Raw genomic sequence first — 20,659 nt, 5'->3', positions numbered from 1 at the left:
AAAAATGATGCAGTGTCTCGTTCGGCGAGGCTCCTATGCAAACACAGGTCACTGATCTGACGACGTCGAGAGACGCCCAAGGTTAGGACAGGCTTGATCGGATTAAGGTTTAGCCCAAAGTGACTTCCCACCCGGATACGTTGCATAGTGCCAAAACCTAGACGCGGAGATCGCTTTTCTGCACTCGCCTCCTGGTTGTCGCCCCCATAGAGAACTGTTTGCGGTTTGAACAGCTAACGGGGAATTTTCACCATGACTTACGTCGCAAGCCACACCCTCGCCGCCGCAACTGCGGCGGACATTAACCTGAAGGAAACCGTAGCCTCCTACATGAGCGTCGCGCTGATCACGCTGCGCCGCGACATGACGGCAGGCCAGGCGCGCGCCCACATGCTGGGCCAGTTGCGCGACGACGACGTTCCGGCCCAAATCTTCGTCACCGACGAAAGCGGCTTTCTGCACGGCCGGCTGTCGCTGAAAACCTTGCTGACGGAGAAAGACGACGCCCGCCTCGTCTCCGCCCTGATGCTGCCGGTCGATGTCTCCGTAGAGCCCGGCGCCTTGCGCCGCGACGCGGCGCCGGAGCTGCAAGGCCTGGCGCTGGACATCGTGCCGGTGGTCAGCAACGGCAAGCTCGTCGGCGCGCTGTACGAGCGCGAGATCGCCGCGCTGCTGCGCGACGAGGAAACCGACGACGCCCAACGCCAGGGCGCCAGCCTCCCGCTGGACACCCCTTATATGGACACCAGTCCATGGGCGCTGTGGAAAAAGCGTCTGCCCTGGCTGCTGCTGCTGTTCGCCGCCGAGGCCTACACCAGCACCATCCTGCAGGTGTTCGAGGAGCAGCTGGAAGCGGTGATCGCGCTGGCCTTCTTCATCCCGCTGCTGATAGGCACCGGCGGCAACAGCGGCACCCAGATCACGTCCACGCTGGTGCGGGCGATGGCGGTAGGCGAAGTGGGGCTGCGCAATCTGGGCGCCGTGCTGCGCAAGGAAGTCACCACCTCCTTCATGATCGCGCTGGCCATCGGCCTGGTGGGCTTGCTGCGCGCCTGGATGCTGGGCGTCGGACATGAAGTGGCGATGGTGGTCTGCCTGACGCTGTTCGCCATCACGGTGTGGAGCGCCATCGTGTCGTCCATCATCCCCATGGTGCTGAAAAAGATGCGCATAGACCCGGCCGTGGTGTCGGCGCCCTTCATCGCCACCTTCATCGATGGCACCGGCCTGGTGATCTACTTCAACATCGCCAAGCTGGTCATCACAGACCTGGCCTGACGAAAAGGCGGCGGCATCTAGCCTTCCACCCCCTCGACCTTGTCGGCATAGCATAGCGCGATGGCGACGAAATCGTCGAAATGGGCCAGGAAGGCATCCACCAGCTCCGGCTGGAACTGGCTGCCCCGCCCCGCCTCAATCAGCCCGCGCGCGGCCTCGAAAGCCAGCGCGGGCTTATAGCAGCGGCAGGAAATCAGCGCGTCGAACACGTCAGCCAGCGCCATCAGCCGCGCGCTCAGCGGAATGGCCTCCCCGGCCAGCCCATCCGGATAGCCCTTGCCGTCCCAGCGTTCATGGTGATGGCCGGCCACGTCCTTGGCGCAGGCCAGAAAATCCAGCGGCCGGCCCGCGTCGCGCTCCGCCTGGGCAATGGCCTCTTCGCCCAGCCTGGCGTGCGTGCGCATGATGTCCCACTCCGCCGCGTCCAGCTTGCCCGGCTTGAGCAGAATGCGATCCGGGATGCCAACCTTGCCGATATCGTGCAAGGGCGCCGAACGGGCCATCAGATCGATGTCGTAGTCGCTCAGTTGCGGCCGAAAGCTCGGATCGCGCTGCAGCAACCGCCCCAGCAACTGCACATAACCCTGGGTGCGCAGCAGATGGTTGCCGGTTTCCATGTCCCGCATCTCCGCCAGCCGCGCCAGCGCGTGGATGGCCACCCGCTGCGTCAGATCGTTCTCCTCCATCCGCCGCGCCACTTCGCGCTCCAGCCAGCGGTTCTGCACGTTCAGCCTGTCCCGCGCCAGCTTCAGCTCCAGCTGTATCCGCACCCTAGCCAGCACCAGCTGCGGCACGATGGGCTTGGTGATGTAGTCGACCGCGCCGGCCTCCAGCCCGCTCAGTTCGTCCTTGATTTCGCTCATCGCCGTGACGAAGATCACCGGCACCTCGGCCGTGGCCGGGTCGGCCCGCAATCTGGCGAAGGTGGCGCGGCCGTCCATGCCCGGCATCATCATGTCCAGCAGAACCAGGTCCGGCGGAGGACCGGCCGCGGCCAAGCGCAGCGCCGTCGGTCCGCTATTGGCCACCCTCACCCGGTAATGCGGCTGCAACAACTCGCCCAGCACCGACAAGCACTCCGGCGCATCATCCACAATCAACACGGTTGCGCTCTCTGCGCTCATCCCCATCTCCCTAAGCCCGCCGCGGCAGGCGGACCGTGATCTTTTCCGCTTGGGCGCGAGGCGCTGAAAAACGTGAACCGGCTCTGCGGCCATACCGCTCGCCCGTAGTCTAGGCTGGATTAACGACAGCCAAGCTGCCGATTCCAGGGAGCCAAGATGGAGCCGCCTATGCGCATCCTGTCTAAGGTTAGACGCCTATTGCCGCCCCGCGCCCGCAAAATCGCGACGGCGCTGTCTATCGTGACGGCGGCCCTGCTCTGCCAATGGATGGGATGGACCTACCTGCAGCCCTACGTATGGTTCCTGTTCTACCCGGCCTCGTTCTTCGCCGCTCTCGTCGCCGGACTGGAAGGCGGGTTGCTGGCCACCGCGCTGTCCGTCCTGCTGGTCTGGCTGATTTTCATTCCGCTGCGCGTTCACAACGGCGCCATCGAACCCGCCGACATCCTCTCCATATTGATTTTTCTGGCCAACGGCGCGGCGCTAAGCGTTTACAGCCAGCGCGCCCGGCGCCAGGCGCTGACGGCCAAGCAGTTGCAGGGCGAGCGACGATACCGCGCCCTGTTCGAAAACAGCCAGTACGGCGCCTTGCTGATGAGCTCGGCCGGCGACATCTTGGCCGCCAACCGCGAAGCGCAGCGCATACTCGGCCGCGACGAAACCGCCCTGCGGCAATTGGGCTGGGCCGGCCTGCAGGCCGATGCCGCGCCCCCGCCGCCATTGGATTCGGACGCGGAGGCGGACCAAACCGTGGAGCGCAAACTGCTCGACGGCAGCGGCCGCGCCTTTCCAGCTTCTGTGTCCTGGCATGCTTACCTGGATGAAAACGGCCGGCCCTCGTTCAGCGCGGTGATTCGCGACCTGTCCGCCGACAAGCAAGTGGCCAGCGAGCTGAAGCAGCAGCACGCGCTGCTGCAAGCCATCATGGACAACTCCTCTGCGGTGATCTTCGTCAAGGACCTGGTCGGCCGCTATCTGCTGATCAACCGCCGCTTCGCCGAAATCTTCCGTCTGGACAACGCCCTGCAACGCGGCTTCACCGACTACGACCTGTTCCCCGCTGCAGAGGCCGAGCGCTTCGTGATAGCGGACCGCGACGCTCTAGTCGCCGGCCAGCCGATACAGCTGGAAGAGCAAGTACCGCAAGCCGATGGCCCGCACACCTATCTATCCGTCAAGTTCCCCTTGCGCGACGAGCGCGGCGAAAGCTACGCCATTTGCGGCATCGCTACCGACATCACCGAGCGCCAGCTGCTGGAAAAACAGCTGGCGGAGCAAATGGCGCTGCTGCGCGATATGAGCGCCATCGCCGGCATAGGCGGCTGGTGGTTCGACCCTGCCACCGGCCAGGGCGGCTGGACGTCCGAAGTGGCGCGCATCCACGACCTACAGGAAGACACGCAGCCCAATGTCGCCATGGGCCTGGCCTATTACCAGGGAGAATCGCGCGGCAAGATAGAGACTGCCGTCCAGCGCGCCGTCGAACATGGCGAATCGTATGATCTGGAGCTGGAGCTGACCTCCGCCGCCGGCCGGCGCAAATGGGTGCGCACGCTGGGACGGCCCCTGATCGAGGACGGCAAGGTAATCGAGGTTCGCGGCGCGATGCAGGACATCAGCGATCACAAGCATATCGAGCTGGCGCTGCGCGAGAGCGAGGAGAAGCTGCAGCTGTTTGTCGAGCACGCTCCCGCCGCGCTGGCCATGTTCGACCGCGACATGCGCTATCTCGCGGTCAGCCAGCGCTGGCGCAATGACTACGGGCTCACCGGGCGGCAAATCATAGGCAGCAGCCACTACGATCTGTTTCCGGAAATCCCCGCGGACTGGCGCGAGGCGCATAAGCGCGGCCTGGCGGGCGAAGTGCTGCATGCCGACGATGACCGCTTCGTCCGCCAGAACGGCGCTGTGCAATGGCTCAAGTGGGAGGTGCGTCCATGGCGGACGCGGGACGGCCAAGTAGGCGGCATTATGATCTACACCGAGGACATCACCCTGCGCAAACAGGCCGAGCGCGAGACCCACCGCCTGGCCGAGGCGCTGGCGCAGTCGGCCCAGGCCATCCTGATGACTGACGCCGCGGAGCGCATCACCTACGCCAATCCGGCCTTCGTCGACTTGATGGGCTATGAGGCCGCCGAGCTGGCCGGCACGCCGGCCAGCCGCTTCACCGCGCCGGGCGAACTCGCGCAGCGCGACTCGCTCAATGCCCGCATCCTGTCCGTCGGCAGCTGGGCCGGAGAGCTGACGCGTATCAATCGCGCCGGACAAGCCATTCCCGTCTACGTTTCGGTCTCCGCCATCCACGACTTGTCCGGCGCGCTGGAGGGCTTTGTCGCCACTTACGCCGACCTCAGGCCGCTGCATGAGAAAAGCCGGGCGCTGGCGGAAAGCCAGGCGCGCTACCAGACCGTGCTGGACCACGCAGCCGACGCGGTGTTCGTCGCCGACACCGAAGGCCGTTATGTCTACGTCAATCACCAGGCCTGCGAGCTGCTGGCCTATACGCAGGCGGAACTGCTGGCGCTGCACATCGCCGACCTCACGCCGGCGCAGGACGCGGCCCATGCCGCGCAGGTCCTCCAGTCGCTGCTGGCCGGCGAGCATATCACCACCGAACTGATGCTGAAACGGCGGGGCGGCGATCTGGTACCCGTTGAGATCAACGCCATCCGGCTGCCGGACGGCACCCTGTACGGCGCCTGCCGCGACATCGCCGAGCGCCGCCTCGCGGCGGACGAAATCCGCAAGCTGTCCCTGGTCGTCGAGCAAAGCCCGGAAAGCATCATGATCACCGATCTGCAGGCCCGCATCGAATACGTCAACGCCGCCTTCACCCGCAATACGGGCTACGAGGCGAGCGAGGTGATAGGCCGCAATCCCAAGCTGCTGTCCTCCGGCCATACCCCGCGCGAGACCTATGCCGACTTGTGGAGCCATCTAAGCCAAGGCCTGCCGTGGAAGGGAGAGTTGTTCAACCGGCGCAAGAACGGCGCGGAACTGGTGGAATTCGCCTCCATCGCGCCCATCCGCCAAGCCGACGGCAGCGTCTCGCACTACCTGGCGCTGCAAGAGGACATTACCGAGAAAAAACGGTTGGGCCGGGAGCTGGACACCTACCGCCAGCACCTGGAAGAACTGGTCGAAGCGCGCACAGCAGAAGTGCGGGAAACCCACGCCCGGCTGCAACTGACCCAGTTCGCGATGGACAGCGTGGGCATCGCCATCCAGTGGGTGGATCCGGAAAGCGGCCGCCTAGTCTACGCCAACCGCCATGCCGCCAACATGCTGGGCTACAGCGAAGCGGAAATGCTGGAGCTGTCTGTCCCCGACATCGACCCCAACTTCCCGCCGGCGGCCTTCCACGCCGCCATCGAGCGCCTGCGCATCGAGCATCGCGCCCAGTTCGAAAGCGCGGTGCGGACGCGCCAAGGCGCCGATATCCCAGTGGAAGTCACGCTGTATTACGCCGACGGCGAGGGCGACGCGCCGGCGCGGACCATCGCCTTCCTCACCGACATCAGCCGGCGCAAAGAGGCGGAACAAGCGCTGGTGCAAGCCAAGGAGGGAGCGGAACGCGCCAATGCCGCCAAATCCGCCTTCGTCGCCAATATGAGCCACGAAATCCGCACGCCGATGAACGCCATACTGGGCATGGTCTACCTGCTGCGCCAGGCCGGCCTGCCCGCCGCGCAGCGACACCGGCTGGATGCCATAGACCACTCGGCCCGCCATCTTCTCAGCCTGATCAACGGCATCCTGGATCTGTCCAAGACCGAGGCGGGCAAACTCACGCTGGAGCTGAGCGATTTCGACCTCGCCGCACTGCCGGCCGCCGCCGCCGGCATGGTGATGGAGCAGATCCGAGCCAAGGGCCTGCGGCTGCGGCTGGAAGGTCCGCCAGGCCCGCTGCCGGTCAGGGGCGACGCCACCCGGCTCACCCAGTGCCTGCTGAACCTGATCAGCAACGCGGTCAAGTTCACCGAGCGCGGCGAAGTCGCGCTGCGCATTGAAGTACTGGAAGAAGACCCCGCCGGCATGCTGGTCCGCTTCTCAGTCAGCGACAGCGGCATAGGCATAGATCCGGAAACCCTGGCGCGGCTGTTCAACGCCTTCGAGCAGGCCGACGCCTCCACCACCCGCCGCTACGGCGGCACCGGGCTAGGCCTCGCCATCACCAAGCGCCTGGCCGAGCTGATGGGCGGCCAGGCCGGCGCGCAGAGCCAGCCGGGACAAGGCAGCGTCTTCTGGTTCACCGCTCGTCTGGCCAGGAGCGCGCAGCCGCTCTCCGCGCCGCCGTCCGCCCAAATCCCGCCGCCAGCCCGCTGGAGCGGCCTGCGCGTCTTGCTGGCCGAGGATGACGACATCAACCGGGAAGTGGCGGAGGCGCTGCTGCAAAGCGTCGGCCTGCAGGCCGACGCCGCCGTCGACGGCGCCTCCGCCGTCGCCCGCTTCTTGGCGCAGCCGGATGACTACGCGCTGATCCTGATGGACATGCAGATGCCTGGCATGGACGGTCTGGAAGCCACGCGCCGCATCCGCGCGCGGCCGGAGGGCGCCGCCGTGCCCATACTCGCGATGACGGCCAGCACCTTCGCCGAGGACCGCGCGGCCTGCCAGGCCGCCGGCATGAACGACTTCGTGGCCAAGCCGGTGGAGCCGGCCCAGATGTTCGACGCGTTGCGCCGCTGGCTGCCGGCCGCCCCCGCGCCAGCCGCCGGGCAGACCGAGCCGTCGCCAGGCGACAGCCTGCGCGCGCGCCTGGCCGCCATCGACGGCCTGGATCTGGAACAGGGTTTGTCCTGCCTGGGCGGCAAGCTCGACAAGTATCGCGCCATGCTGAGCCGCTTCCTCGACGCGCATGGCGGCGATGCCCAGCGGCTGCGCGCGCTGCTCGAGCAAAACGACGGCGAGGCCGCGCTGCGGCTGGCCCATACGCTGAAGGGCAGCGGCGGCATGCTAGGACTGGTCGCCGTGCAAACCGCCGCGGCGGACATAGAAGCCGAGCTGCGGCGCCATGGCGCGATCCGGGCTGGCGAAATCGACGGGCTGGCCGCCTTGCTCGCCCGGCTGTCGGCCGATCTGGCCGCGCTGGGCCCGTCAGGCGGAGCCGCCCGGGAGATGGCCGTCTCCGGCCGCGAGCGCGATGCCGCGCTTCAAACACTGGAAGCCGCGCTGGCGAACGGCGATTTCGCCGCCGACGCCCTGTTTCGCGACTGCCAGCCCTTGCTGCGCGGCGTCGGCCCCGAAGCATCCCTGCTCCGGCTGGAGCGCGCCATGCGGGCATTCGATTTCGCCGCGGCCCTGGCCGAGTTGCGCGCGCTGCGAGCGGGTCCGCCGGCCGGCGACGCATGAGGGGCGCGAAACCGCGGCGGGCAGGCGCATCTCCGCCGGCAGGCCGCCGTCTGGACGGTTGGCCGCGCGGACCTCGCGGCCATGCGCCTGAATCGCGCGCCGCGTGATGGCCAGGCCCAAACCATGGCCAGACTGCTCCTGATCCGGGAGGAGTCGGACGCTCAAACCCGCGCATTGCCGCCGCCGCCCAGCGCCGACAGCAGGAGGCCGCCCGCGGCAAACCGGCGCCCAGCCCGCCGCCCAAGCCCGAATAAGCGTCAGGCGCCTGCGGGGCAGCGCGGTAAAGTTCGCAACAGGACAATCACTGCGCATATACTCAATCGTAAACGCGCGCCGTCTGCCGGCCCGCGACGATTGAATGAAGCCCATGCGCCTGTCCAGATTATTCGCCCTCGCCTCCGCCGTCCTCTTCCTGCTGACCTGCCTGCCGTTGGCCTGGATCATAGACGGCGAGTGGTCCGTCTACCAGACGACCCACGACGCCCTATCCACGCTGCAAGTGGTTCAACTGGCCATGAACGCGGCGGAGAGTGTGTCATTCGAGCGCGGCCCCACCAATGTGCTGCTCTCCTCGCCGGACTTCCCCGGCATAGGCCAACGCCTGCGCCTCGTCCGCCGGGACAGCGATCAGGCCTTGCTCGCCCTGCAAGCCGCCCTGGCCCCCTCGGAGGCGCCGGAATACCGGCAAGCGGAGGCTTCGGCGCGACAGGCCCGGCAATTGCTGACCCTGGCGCGGCGCGATGTGGACGCGGCCGCCCGTTTGCCTGAACGCGATGCCCAGCGCATTACCGACGCCGTGCGCCGCATGTTCGAAGTGGTGCCGGCGACCCTGCAGGCCGTCAGCACCTTGTCCACTCGCGCGATCAACTGCCATCCACAGTTGGCCACGCAACTGAACGGCGCGTTGCGGGCCGCCGAACTGCGCGAGTACGGCGGCCGCATCGGCTCCCACCTGACTGCCGCCATGGCCCAGCACAGGCCGTTGACCGCGCAGGAAATGCAAGCCATAGACGAGTTGCGCGGCCGCATCTTCCAGTTGAGGGACGACATCCGTCTGCGCAATAGCCTGCCCACCACCTCCTCTGCCACGCTGCGCGCGGTCGACCGCATGGAAGCAAGCTATTTCCGCCAGGGGCTGGCCTTGGTGGACAACAGCGAGGCGGCCAGCAGACGCGGCCAGCCTGTCCCCATAGGCACCGCAAGCTTTGTCGCACGCTTCGTCCCCACCTTGGCCTCCATCTCCGGCCTGCGCGATGCCATGATGCAATCCGCGCTGAACGAAGCGCGCGCGCGACAAGACGCCGCGCGGCTGCACCTGGTCTATGCCGTAGCGCTGGGCGTCGTCGCCCTGCTGGCACAACTGGCCCTGATCGGCTTCATTCGGTGGCGCGTCGTCAAACCCATGTTGACGGCCTCCGGTTTGCTGACCGACCTCGCCCATGGCCGTCTCGATGTCGCCATTCCGACCACGCGCCGCGCAGACGAAGTGGGCAAAGTGCTGGGCGCCATCGAAACGCTGCGCGCGCGCAGCCGAGAGCGGCACGCGCTGGAACAGGAAAAACAGCGCCTGATCGAGGAGTTGACGGAGATTTCGCGGGTGGACTTCCTGACCGGCATCGCCAATCGGCGCGCCTTCACCCAGGCCGCTCACGCTGAAATCGCGCGCGCTCGCCTGCACGGCGAATCCGCCACGCTCATCCTGTTCGACATCGATTTCTTCAAGCAGGTCAACGACAACTATGGCCACGACGCAGGCGACGCGGTGCTGTGCCACATCGCCGCCATCGCCGCGCAAACCTGCCGCGAAAACGATCTGATAGGCCGCTACGGCGGCGAAGAGTTCATCATCCTGGCCGGCGGAGGCTCCGTCGGACGGACCTTGGCCGAGCGGCTGCGCGCCCGCATCGAGGATGCGCCGTTGCGGCTGCCTTCCGGCCAGACGCTGCCTGTCACCGCGAGCTTCGGCATCGCCTCGCTGGACACCGACCGCCACTCTCTGGAGCACTTGCTGGCCGCCGCCGACGATGCTCTGTATCAAGCCAAACGCCAGGGCCGCAACCGCGTGGAAAGCGTGAATCAGAGCGTCGCCGACTGACGCCCGCCACACGCGTAGAGGCGCGGCTGGCGGATTTGTCAAATCTGCGCGTCCAGGCGCGAAGACGCGCCAAGAAAGCCGGGCCGAGGCTTGGCATGCTTTTTTCCGTCAGGGAAACGCCCTGATCTTCCGGAGACAAACATGCGAAGACTCTCTCTCGCGGCGCTGTGCCTGGCCCTGGCCGCCTCGCTGCCCGCAGTGGCCGAAGCCGCGCCCAAGACCTATAAAATGCCGCACCAGTCCCAAGCCAAACCACGCCAGCCAGCCGCGCCGCGGCTATGGCGAAATGTGCCGCCAAGCGATTTCCAGTCGCGCTACCACCTGCAAGACAAGCGCGCCAAAATCGGCCGGCCGCTGAAAAAACTGATCGCCCACACCGCCACGCCGCAGTGCCAGGACATGAGCGCGCTGGCCAGCCACAGCGGCGCAGACCTGGCCAACTACCTAGTCAGCCTGCCAGATTACACCTGCACCTACGGCCTGTTCGCCCTGGACAAAAATCTGGCTTCCACCATTTACAGCGCCGGCAACCTGAACGCCGTGGCCGGCCGCTTCGCCCAGGAAGCCGCCGCCTACAACGCCTCGTCCATGGCGCTGGTGAATCTGACGCTGTACCTGCGCGCCGGCTACTACCTGGCCAGCGCCAATACGCTGCCGGCGCTCGATCCCAATCTGCAATCGACGCTGCGCCCCGGCATCAAGCAATTGGCGGACGGCGCAACGCTGTTCTCCGCCAATGCCCAGGCGCCGACGACGGCCCACGAGGTGATGACGCTGGTCACCAATATGGCGGACGAGGCCTACTACCTGCCGTCCATCCGCACCATCGTCCAGCGCTACACCAACACCGCGGCCAATCCCAACGCCGCCCAAGGCTTGCGTGAAACCACGGCCAGCCAAGGCTTCACCGGCGCGCTGACCGTGCTGTTCTACGCCCACGGCCGCAGCGCGTCCGTGCCCTTGCTGCAGAGCGACGGCAGCTATTCGGCCGCGCTGACTCAGTTCGTCCAGGCCGACAAGGCCAGCCTGATCGGCACCGAAACCGCCTTCCAGCTGGGCGACGCCACGCGTGAAGGGCTGCGCTTCATGCAGTATCCGGCGCTGCTGCCCGCGATCAAGCCGCAAGCCAAGGCCATACTCGCCGGCAGCAGCATGACCGGCGCCGACAACGAGCTGTGGCTGGCCGCGGCGGAAGCGGTCAAGTACTACGACAACGCCAACTGCTCGGAATACGGCACCTGCAACTTCGAAACCAAGCTTGCCGACGCCATCCTGGTCAATCGCTATACCTGCAGCCCCACCATCCATATCCGGTCCCAGGAGATGACCACGGACCAGATGCAGGCCTCCTGCGCGCTGCTGCAAAATGAGGAATCCTACTTCCACCAGATGCTGCAAACGCATAACCAGCCGGTCGCCAACGACAACAACACTTCGCTGGAAGTGGTGGTGTTCGACGACTACAACAATTACTCCAAGTACGCCGGCGTGATCTACGGCATCTCCACCGACAACGGCGGAATGTATCTGGAAGGCAATCCGGCCGATCCGAACAACCAGGCCCGCTTCATCGCCCACGAAGCGTCATGGCTGCGCCCGGTGTTCAAGGTGTGGAACCTGGAACATGAATACATCCACTATCTGGACGGCCGCTTCGACATGTACGGCGACTTCGCCACCGCCACCCAGCAACCGACGGTATGGTGGATAGAAGGCCTGGCCGAATACCTGTCGCTGCGCAACGACAACCAGACCGCCATCGATATCGCCAAGACCGGCACTTACCAGTTGAGTCAGATCTACGGCAACACCTATGACATGGCGGATTACGTCACCCGAGCCTACCGCTGGGGCTATATGGCCACCCGCTTCATGTTCGAGCGCCACCGCGCCGACATCGACGCCATGCTGCCCCTGTGGCGCAAGGGCGACTACGCGAATGGTTATATGAGCCTGATGCGGCAGATCGGCAGCCGTTACGACAATGAGTTCGCCGCCTGGGCGCAAAACGCCACCACGGCCGGCCAGCCGCCCTTGCCGCCGACCACCGGCCTGCCGGCCTGCCACGAGGCCTATCCAGAACGGCTGGGCAAGAACTGCTCGATTTCCGGCCTGACCTCGTCCGGCGCATCCTACGCCACCATTCTGCTGCCGGCCGGCGCGCGCAACCTGAAGCTCTGGACCAGCGGCGGCAGCGGCGACGTGGACCTGTATGTGGCCATGGATCGCTACCCGACGCCCTCCAACTATGACTACGCTTCGGCAAGCGCCGGCAACGAGGAGTCCGTCAGCATCCCGGCGCCGCAGGCCGGACACTGGTACTACCTGACGCTGCAGGCGAAGCAGCCTTACGCCAACGTCTCCGTCAGCGCTAGCTACGAGTAAGTTAAGCGAGCAGGGCCGCGACGGCGCATGGCCGTCGCGGCATTTCTTGCAAAACGCATACAAATGATCCATCTTGCCTTAAATAAATGCTGTCGGAATAATCAAACAGCATAGCCCTCTCGCCGCCTCGGCTGCGATATTTGCGCAAGGATCGTTTCACATGCACATGCCTATGCAGCAGCCGCATCTGATCTGCGACCTGGCCGCCGCCCGGTCCATGGCCGCGCTGTTCGACCATCTGCCCGATGTGGTGTTCTCGGTCAAAGATCCAGACAGCCACTACTTGGCCATCAGCGAAGGCTGCGTGCCGCGCTGCGCGCTGCGCGACCGTGCCCAGGCCGAGGGCCGCACCGCCCACGAGCTGTTCCCCCAGTCCATGGCCAACCGCTATCGCGAGCAGGACAAGGCGCTGTTCAGCGAGCGCCTGCCCCTGCGCAATCGTCTGGACCTCACCATCTATCCGGACGGCGCGCCTGGCTGGTGCCTGACCAGCAAGCAGCCGCTGCTGCATCCGGACGGACGCTTGCTGGGACTGGTGTGCATTTCCAAGGACTTGGCCGACCTCACCCGAGAAAGGTTGCTGGACGAGCGCTTCGCCGCCTGCGTCGACCACATCCAGGCCCACTACCATCGGTCGCTGCGGTTGGAGGAACTGTGCGAACTATCCGGCCTCAGCATAGGCCAGCTGGACCGGCGGATGAAACGAGTATTCCAACTGCGCACCGGCGATTTCATTCGCCGCACCCGCATGGACGCGGCCTGCCACGCTATCCGCCGCGGCAGCGAGTCGCTGGCCGACATCGCCGCCGCCTGCGGCTTCTCGGACCAGAGCGCCCTGAACCGGCTTTGCCGCCAATTGCTGGGCCTGAGTCCGCGCCAACTCAAGCTCAGGCTCAGCGACTCCGCAGGGCCTCCGGCACGCGCAAGGCCTCTGTAGACAGGCACCCTGCTCCGTCATGTCTCTGGCGGCGAATGCATTGCGACAGGCAGCGTTTCAAGCCCGACCTGCGCCAAGCCAATATCGATTCCGCAAAATAACCGCGAACGGACGATGCGCGGCGCCCATACTGGCGATACGCCCAACATCCAAGCACAGACAAGACTCGCCATGGATTTCCACCGCCCGCCGGACCGCCGCGGCACCGCCAGCGAAAAATGGGACAAATACGCCGGCCGCGATATCTTGCCGATGTGGGTGGCGGACATGGACTTCGCCGCCGCGCCGGCCATCCTCGATGCATTGCGTCGCAGGATAGATCATGGCGTATTCGGCTACACCCATGCCCCAGACTCGCTGGTCGACGCTACGCAGCAGCACTTGCAGGACCGCTATGGCTGGACAGTGGAAGCGGACTGGCTGACCTGGCTGCCCGGCCTGGTGCCGGCGCTGAGTCTGGCCTGCCGCGCAGTGGGCGAACCAGGCGACGCCGTGCTGACCGCCACGCCCATCTACCCGCCGTTTTTGAAAGCGCCGGCGCTGGCCGGTCGCGCCCTCGCCACCGCGCCGCTGGCACTCCTCGATGGACGCTGGCGATGGGACTGGCAGGCCATGGAAAATGCCGCGGCGGGCGCGAAACTGCTTTTGCTGAGCCATCCGCACAACCCCACCGGCCGCTGCTGGGACGAGGCCGAGCTGGCGGAATTGATCGCATTCTCCAAACGACGTGGTTTGATCGTCTGCTCCGACGAAATCCACTGCGATCTGCTGCTGGGGACCCGCCGCCACCAGCCGCTCGCCGCCGTCGACCCGGACTTCGCCGCGCGGACCATCACGCTGATGTCGCCGTCCAAAACCTGGAACCTGGCGGGCCTGGGCTGCGCCTTCGCCATCATTCCGGACACGGGGCTGCGCCGCCGCTTTCGCCACGAAATGTCCCACCGGGTTCCGCCGCCGGGCGCGCTGGGCTATGTCGCGGCTGAAGCGGCCTACCGCGAGGGCGAGCCATGGCGGCAGGCGCTGCTGGCCGTTCTGCGCGACAACCGCGACGCCATTGTCCAGGCCTTAGCCGGCGGACGGCTGCCGCTGATTCCGCCGCAGGCCACCTATCTGGCCTGGTTCGATGCCCGCGCCGTGCATCCTGAACGGCCGATGCCCGCGTTCGAGCGGGCCGGCGTGGGCCTGGCCGATGGCCGGGACTTCGGCGCGCCCGGCTGGCTGCGGCTCAACTTCGGCTGCCCGCCCGCCACACTGGAAGCGGCCTTGCGCCGGATGCGACCGCTGCTGTAGCCGGCTTGCTCAGCCATGCGCCGGCATCCGGTCCAGACCGGCGGACATCAGCAGGCCGGTGTAGGCGCAATCGGCGATGTTACTGAACGCGAACTCAACCGAGGCCCGGTCCGGCCAGGCGGCATTGGACACCGAACGCAGCAGCTGGCAGGCATCGTCCAGAATCTTGTCCGCCGCCTCGTCGCTCCGCCCCTGCGCGCGCGCCTCTCTCAACCGCCGTGCCAAGCAATGGATGGACGTCGCATCGGCCAGCCCTATCGCCGCCAGTGAGAAGGCGGCGTCGCCCAAGTGCCGGCGCACGATGGCTTGCGACGCTAGCCGCAGGATGAAGCGAAACGGCAGCCCGGTATGGATGGACAGCAACACCGGGTCCATGCCCAGCAACTCATCGATAGACCCCACGCCCTCCGCCTCCAGCTGGCTGGCGATGGCCGCGGTGACGCCGTCCAGCTTGACCAACTGGTCCGGCTGCTCCTCTTCGCCGGTATCGAGCTTGCTGTTCACCAGCCTGCGCAACAGCTTGATGATGCTGTCTATCGGCAGCGCGCCCAGCGCGAAGGCCACGCCCACCGCGGCATTGTCAGGCAAAGCCAGCGTCACCGAATAAGCGATGGGCACCGCCAGCAGCATGCGCAGCGCGTACCAGTAGACATCCGCCACGTTCAGACAGCGCTTGCGCACGCTGTTCACCGCGTCGCCCACCACGAACATGTAGGCGCCGCTCATCGCGCTGGCCTGCAGTTCGAAATGTCCGAACTGCGCCAGATAGCCGGACAAGGGATGCCCACCTGGCAGCATTTCCTTCAGCGGAAACAACACGACGTAATTGGCCTCGAGGAACACCACGCACAACAGCAGCGCCAGCGGCACCATGAAGGCGTCCGGCCCGTATTGCTCGCGGTAGATGGCGCCGAACAGCTCCCCTGCCTTCACGCCTTGCCGGGCATCGGCAGTCGGCTGTCCCTGCCCGGCCAGCGCGCCCGCCGCTTCGGCCCGCCGGTGCCAGAAGTGCCACAGGTATTGCGACAGGGCATCGCCCCATAGCTGATTGCCGAACTCGTCGTAGCGCGTCCACCAGCCATGATCGATGAAGCGCAAGTAGGGCGTGGCCGCCAGCATGACCACGAACAGCGTCAGCCCGCCGGCGATCACGGCCAGGATCAAAGGCAGCTTCAGTCCGGCGCCCAGGGACAGGGACAGCGCCAGGCTGAGCAGCATGATCGTGCCTCCCAACCGCCGGCCGATCAGCGGATTCCCAGCCTTTCGACTCCCGGCGCTCCCGTCATCCCGCTCTTCCGCGTAAGGCGCATCCAAAGCCTGGCTTTCACTATGACTAGACATCGCATCCTCCCTGGCTATCGCAAAATTTATGCCGCCTACGGCAGCTGGCGCGGCGGGACAGAAAAGAATCAGCGGCCCATCCTCTATAGCCCGCCCGCATAGAAAATGCGGCGAAAAAAAGTCAATGGGAAATACCTGAGGGGAACGGCTTGGCCAAGCCCGAAATCATCACGTACGAATAAGCATAAAGTCGACAATTCAATAAAAACAATTTTTTGCAGACAAAATAAGAAATAACAATCAAAAATAGAAATACGTTTAAATACCTCTCAAAAATAAATAACCCTCAAACAGGCAAAAACACAACAAATATAAGTCAACCATCCTAAATACCAGCCTGAATCAAAAATACTTTTTCATGGCCACAAATCAGACTACTGCAAATTTCATCTGGGAAAATATCAAGAAAAACAAATAATTAAAATCAAGTACAAATAAAAACAATTGGATGAATAGTAATTTTCAACATGACATTCTGCACGACACCATCCACGAGAAAATCAGTTTTATAAAAATTTAATTCAAATGGAATAAACGGCAAATCATAATCCAAGCCACAAATCAAAGAAATGACAGACGGCCCAACCCATCCGACCACTGATCGAGCCCGTCCAGTCCACGTCATGAATCGTTCGCCTCTTTGCTCAGGAAAAAAGCGTGCTCTCCGCATTGTGAAGTCATGCCCGATATTGGCGCGTCGCCATGCCCGCGCTCATGGGGCGGCAATCGGACCAGCACAAAGCAACCCATGCGCCGCAAACCCGCAATGCTTGCCATATACAGGGAAAATCATGAGCAAAGCTTTCTACATCACTGCCGCGCCGGTCGGCGCCGTCCCCAAATATCTGGACCCGCTCGAGCCGAAATTCATCTCCGGCCTGCTTCTGGACAACCTCGTTCCCGACGCCAAGATCGCCGAAACCTTGCAAATCCTGAAACGGGAAGGCTGGGAGACCGCGCCTGCGGGCGGCCTGCTGCTGCAAGCTGGCTACGACGAATGCTTGCGCCGCGACGACTTCGCTCGCCTGAACGAAAGCCAGCAGGCCAAAAGCTTCCACGCGCTGGAAGCCGCCGGCTGGCGCGTCGGCAACGGCGTCTGGCAATCGCCCCGCCCCCAGGCCGACATGAGCCGTGCCTGCCTACTCCCGCGCGCGCTGCTGGAAAGCTTGTCTTCGCGCCAGTTGCAACGCCAGCTCGTTCTGCTGCTCACCACCTTCGGCTGGGAATGCAATATGCATGGCGATCTGGAGTGGAGGCTTGAGCGCCTCAGCAGCTACCTCCCGGCGGACATGGTCGAACAGATCAGGAGCGACGCGCCGGCAGTTTTCAATGCCTTGCTTGAAGCAGGCTGGGGGGTATGCGAACCCGGGCTCTGGCAACCCGGCAAGGCCCGCAGCCCGCACCTGCCCTTGACGACGGAACGCATCGTGTCCGATTCGACGCAGTCCGCTCTCGCCGGCGCCGCTGTCATCCATCTGCACACGCGCGACATGCAGGACCTCTCCTCGCTGCGCATCCCCGGCCTGGGCGCGGACATAGCCACCGGCTCGCAACGCAACCAGATCGTGCTGGAGCAATACGAAGACATCGTTCCGGCCATGCGCCGGGCCGCGCCGGAAACGCTGCTGAACCTGTCCACCAGCGCCCGCGGCGATCGCTCGGCATCGCAAAGCCCCCTGCGCCGAGCCCATCTGAAACCGTACGCAGGCGCAGCCGCGCCGGAAATCGCCTCGCTGAGTCCCGGCGCTGTCGTGTTCCAGGTTGGCGGCGGCTACGATAATCCCAATGCCTTCCTCGCGGAGCAACTCCGCCACTTCAGGCAGGCGGGGGTTCGGCCGGAAATCGAAGTGTTCAACCACACCATCACCGAAAATGCCGTCACACTCTACCGCAAGCCATTGGAAGAAAGCGGCTTGCCGGTTCTGTTCATGCTGGTGGCCGGCGTCGACCAACACCGCCGCGATCCAGTCAGCGGCGAACTGGACGACGACTCGCTGATCGGCGGCGCGTCGAGAAAGGAAATCGCCAAGCTGCTGTTGCAAGAAGAGGAAACCGCCACGGCGGCCGCGGCGCGGCTGGCCGCGGACCAACTCCGCCCCACGGTGGAAACGCTGCGCCGGCATTTCCTAAACTGCCGGATTTCGCTGCTATTCCCGGGTGCCATGCACGCCATCCTCGCCGACGTCGCCATCGCGCTCCAGCTCGACGGCATCCGGGTGGGGCTGGAGGATGGACTGAATCTGCTAGACCCTTTGGTTCCCGGCGGCATTCGAAAAGCGCGGGGCACGGCGGAGCAGGTCAAGGCCTTGCGCCTGGAGCTGGAGGATAAAGGCTACCGCATCCTGAGCGCGGAAGAAGTTCGCCGCGACCTCGACATGCGTGTCCAGCCAGCCTTGGCCGCGGCTGCGCCGGCAGACGCAGAAACCATTTAAGTCTCCCTCTCTCCTGTCGAGCCGGCGGCATCGGCTCGGCAGGGTCAGCTAGCGCCTTCCCTCCGGCGCGTCGCGACGCAGTCTTGACATCCCTCCTCCCCCATCTATAACCAGCACATGCCGATTATTCCATTGTGCCAACATGGATAAGCAATAACACCTATTCGGCATGATTCATGCGCAAAATCATCCCCAGCTCGCAAACACAGGCCGCAACGCCTATATGGGAGAGTCGAGAAATGAACCTGCTGCAACGCGCCGCCGCGCCCATCAAGCAAGTAGAGAACAATCTGGGCCCGCTCGCCGAACTGCCCGGCACCTGGGTGGGACACGGCTACAATATGATCGCCGTGCCGGACTTCCAGAATAAGCAAATCTTCCGTTTGATCGTCAACGCCACCCGGGAAACCCTGTCCTTCTCGCCCATAGGCGGGCCGATTCCCAACCGCGGCTCCAAGCAGGACGACATCCTCCTCTACGGCCTGACCTATCTGCAGCAGGTCAACGACGCCGCCACCGACGAAGGCATCCACACCGAACCCGGCCTGTGGCTGCACGTGCCGCCCACCAGCGATCCGGACGCGCCGTCCACCATCGTGCGCCAGTCCACCATCCCGCACGGCGACTCGCTGCTGGCGCAGGGCCAGTCCTCCTGTGAGGCTCGCGCCCCCGTCATCGCTCCCGTCAGCACCTTGCCCACCCCGCTGCCTGGCCATCCGCCGCTGCCGCTGGGCTACACCGACCCGTACCTGAACGGCAAGTTTCCGCCCGGCTTCGACATGCAGAACCCGAACCAGGCCCTGGTGGACGTGCTGAATCGCGAAATCGACACAGGCCTGAAAATCGTCAGCACCATCAACCTGCCGGTCAGCACCAAGAATGTCGGCGCCGTCGTCAACATCCCCTTCATCGTGGTCAACGCCAACGCCGTCGAGATGGACTCGATCTTCTGGATAGAAACCGTGCAGCGCCCGGACGGCAGCCAGTTCCTGCAGCTTCAATACACGCAGACCGTGCTGCTGGTATTCGACGGCATCGTCTGGCCGCACATTTCCGTCGCCACGCTGATCAAGCGCTGATCGCGGCACTGCGCGCGCCGCCCCGCGCGGCGCGTTCCTCACGACACGCGGAGAAAACATGACTACCCAGGCCGCTTCCAAGAAACCGTTCGGCATGCTGTTCGACCGCGTCTTAGGCCAGCCCAGCGCCGAAGACAAAGCCGTAGGCGACAGCCGCAAGCCCCTGCAAGACCTGGCCCAACTGGCCATCATGGTGGAAATGACCACCATCCCGCCCTACCTGACCGCGCTGTACTCGATCAGCGATCCGAACACCAAGGCCTACCAGCTGCTGCGCAGCGTGATGATGGAGGAAATGTTCCACATCAACCAGGCAGCCAACCTGCTGGTGGCCATAGGCGGCCGCCCCAAGATGACCGGGGCCAGCGCGCCGACCTACCCCTGTTATCTGCCGCACGCCAACACCAGCACTACGCCGTTCATCGGCTTGTGCCGCGCCTCGCTGGAAGTATTCAACGACACCTTCACCGCGATCGAAACGCCGGCGCCGCCCCATGCGCCGGCGCGCGGCGACAACTACAGCTACATCGCCCAACTGTACGATGCGCTGGAAGACGGTTTGGAGGCCTATAAAGGCGCGCAGCCGCTGTTCGAGCAGAATCCGGACGCCTGTCAGCGCACAGACATCTATCTCGGCAAGTTCGGCGGCACCCCCATTCAGGTGACAGACCTTGCCAGCGCCAAGCTTGGCGTGCAACAGATCGTGCAACAGGGCGAGGGCAGCGTGCCGGAAGCGCAATCGATGATCCCCATCCAGCCCTGGGCCACCTACAACACCTACGGCGAGCGCACAGACGGCACTTACGGCCCCATCATAGGCTCGCCGTACGAGATGTCTCACTTCAAGAAATTCCGCACCGTGTCGCTGGACAAGGACAGCTTCCCCGACAGCTATCCCATCGTCTCCAACCCCAAACGCAGCGACTTCACCAATCCGGTGGCCATCGAGCTGGTAGAACTGTTCGACATCGCCTACAGCCTGATGCTGGACGCGATGGAACACAGCTTCGCCTCCCGCGCCGGCAATGCCAACGATACCTTCTTCACGCTGGCGCTGCCGCTGATGCACCAGGCCATGCCCAATCTGGCGCGGCAACTGATGAACACCCCGCTGCACGCGGACACCGACAGCAGCGTCGGCCCCAATGGAGCCCCCACCTACCTGTACCAGCCCGGCAGCAATCTGCAGGACTTCGCCAAGCGGCTGCAAAAAGCGCTGGGCGTGGTGGGGCAAGAAGTGGCCGATCCGGCCGAGCGCCATGAGCTGCAGCACGCGCTGAGTAACGTAAGCGCCAACGTCAAGCAGCTGATCGCCGCCGCGCAAACCCACCACGCATAATAGG

11 protein-coding genes and 1 riboswitch are annotated in these 20,659 nt (G+C 64.7%); of the genes, 9 read left to right on the top strand and 2 right to left on the bottom strand.

Features of this window, described 5'->3' with window-relative positions; all coding sequences use genetic code 11:
* The first annotated feature begins 9 nt into the window (after window positions 1-9).
* Window positions 10-176: riboswitch (M-box (ykoK) riboswitch) on the top strand.
* A 76-nt stretch (window positions 177-252) separates the two neighbouring features.
* Entirely contained in the window at window positions 253-1,278 is a 1,026-nt protein-coding gene (locus C2I19_RS11265) for a magnesium transporter (RefSeq protein ID WP_103902787.1), read from the top strand.
* Window positions 1,279-1,295: 17 nt separating this feature from the next.
* Here the strand turns inward: C2I19_RS11265 and C2I19_RS11260 are convergent, their stop codons facing one another.
* Entirely contained in the window at window positions 1,296-2,402 is a 1,107-nt protein-coding gene (locus C2I19_RS11260; protein WP_103902786.1) for a response regulator, read from the bottom strand.
* Between the two features lie 168 nt (window positions 2,403-2,570).
* Between C2I19_RS11260 and C2I19_RS11255 the strand changes: the two genes are divergently transcribed.
* The 5 genes from C2I19_RS11255 (at window position 2,571) to C2I19_RS11235 (ending at window position 14,464) form a co-directional block, all read left to right on the top strand.
* Window positions 2,571-7,757, top strand: a complete 5,187-nt coding sequence (locus C2I19_RS11255; protein ID WP_158253696.1) for a PAS domain S-box protein — start codon at window positions 2,571-2,573, stop codon at window positions 7,755-7,757.
* A 358-nt stretch (window positions 7,758-8,115) separates the two neighbouring features.
* Entirely contained in the window at window positions 8,116-9,852 is a 1,737-nt protein-coding gene (locus C2I19_RS11250; RefSeq protein ID WP_158253695.1) for a GGDEF domain-containing protein, read from the top strand.
* A 141-nt stretch (window positions 9,853-9,993) separates the two neighbouring features.
* On the top strand, window positions 9,994-12,237 hold the full coding sequence (locus tag C2I19_RS11245; RefSeq protein WP_103902783.1) for a M9 family metallopeptidase: 2,244 nt from the start codon (window positions 9,994-9,996) through the stop codon (window positions 12,235-12,237).
* Between the two features lie 160 nt (window positions 12,238-12,397).
* Window positions 12,398-13,174, top strand: coding sequence for an AraC family transcriptional regulator (locus tag C2I19_RS11240; protein ID WP_233201167.1), 777 nt, complete (start codon window positions 12,398-12,400; stop codon window positions 13,172-13,174).
* Between the two features lie 171 nt (window positions 13,175-13,345).
* Window positions 13,346-14,464 carry a MalY/PatB family protein gene (locus C2I19_RS11235; RefSeq protein WP_103902782.1) on the top strand — a complete coding sequence of 373 codons (1,119 nt, stop codon included), beginning with the start codon at window positions 13,346-13,348 and terminating at the stop codon, window positions 14,462-14,464.
* Between the two features lie 9 nt (window positions 14,465-14,473).
* On the opposite strand, the gene C2I19_RS11230 is transcribed toward C2I19_RS11235, so the two are convergent.
* Window positions 14,474-15,682: a hypothetical protein gene (locus tag C2I19_RS11230; RefSeq protein ID WP_103902781.1), complete on the bottom strand. Its 1,209-nt coding sequence runs from the start codon at window positions 15,680-15,682 to the stop codon at window positions 14,474-14,476.
* A 914-nt stretch (window positions 15,683-16,596) separates the two neighbouring features.
* Here C2I19_RS11230 and C2I19_RS11225 point away from each other — a divergent pair.
* The 3 genes from C2I19_RS11225 (at window position 16,597) to C2I19_RS11215 (ending at window position 20,655) form a co-directional block, all read left to right on the top strand.
* Window positions 16,597-18,237, top strand: a complete 1,641-nt coding sequence (locus tag C2I19_RS11225; RefSeq protein ID WP_199181151.1) for a 3-keto-5-aminohexanoate cleavage protein — start codon at window positions 16,597-16,599, stop codon at window positions 18,235-18,237.
* 239 nt (window positions 18,238-18,476) lie between these two features.
* Entirely contained in the window at window positions 18,477-19,316 is an 840-nt protein-coding gene (locus tag C2I19_RS11220) for a heme-binding protein (protein WP_103902780.1), read from the top strand.
* Window positions 19,317-19,374: 58 nt separating this feature from the next.
* Window positions 19,375-20,655 carry a ferritin-like domain-containing protein gene (locus C2I19_RS11215; RefSeq protein ID WP_103902779.1) on the top strand — a complete coding sequence of 427 codons (1,281 nt, stop codon included), beginning with the start codon at window positions 19,375-19,377 and terminating at the stop codon, window positions 20,653-20,655.
* Window positions 20,656-20,659 lie beyond the last annotated feature (4 nt).

Source organism: Chromobacterium alticapitis (assembly GCF_002924365.1).
Taxonomy (GTDB): Bacteria; Pseudomonadota; Gammaproteobacteria; order Burkholderiales; family Chromobacteriaceae; genus Chromobacterium; species Chromobacterium alticapitis.
Note: the sequence above shows the minus strand (reverse complement) of the source record. Positions and strands in the feature narration are given on the sequence as shown.

Bases quoted from the DNA above. Each gene is read 5' to 3' on its own strand.
- C2I19_RS11265 (WP_103902787.1), top strand. From the start codon at position 253: ATGACTTACGTCGCAAGCCACACCCTCGCCGCCGCAACTGCGGCGGAC.
- C2I19_RS11260 (WP_103902786.1), bottom strand. From the start codon at position 2,402: ATGAGCGCAGAGAGCGCAACCGTGTTGATTGTGGATGATGCGCCGGAG.
- C2I19_RS11255 (WP_158253696.1), top strand. From the start codon at position 2,571: ATGCGCATCCTGTCTAAGGTTAGACGCCTATTGCCGCCCCGCGCCCGC.
- C2I19_RS11250 (WP_158253695.1), top strand. From the start codon at position 8,116: ATGAAGCCCATGCGCCTGTCCAGATTATTCGCCCTCGCCTCCGCCGTC.
- C2I19_RS11245 (WP_103902783.1), top strand. From the start codon at position 9,994: ATGCGAAGACTCTCTCTCGCGGCGCTGTGCCTGGCCCTGGCCGCCTCG.
- C2I19_RS11240 (WP_233201167.1), top strand. From the start codon at position 12,398: ATGCACATGCCTATGCAGCAGCCGCATCTGATCTGCGACCTGGCCGCC.
- C2I19_RS11235 (WP_103902782.1), top strand. From the start codon at position 13,346: ATGGATTTCCACCGCCCGCCGGACCGCCGCGGCACCGCCAGCGAAAAA.
- C2I19_RS11230 (WP_103902781.1), bottom strand. From the start codon at position 15,682: ATGCTGCTCAGCCTGGCGCTGTCCCTGTCCCTGGGCGCCGGACTGAAG.
- C2I19_RS11225 (WP_199181151.1), top strand. From the start codon at position 16,597: ATGAGCAAAGCTTTCTACATCACTGCCGCGCCGGTCGGCGCCGTCCCC.
- C2I19_RS11220 (WP_103902780.1), top strand. From the start codon at position 18,477: ATGAACCTGCTGCAACGCGCCGCCGCGCCCATCAAGCAAGTAGAGAAC.
- C2I19_RS11215 (WP_103902779.1), top strand. From the start codon at position 19,375: ATGACTACCCAGGCCGCTTCCAAGAAACCGTTCGGCATGCTGTTCGAC.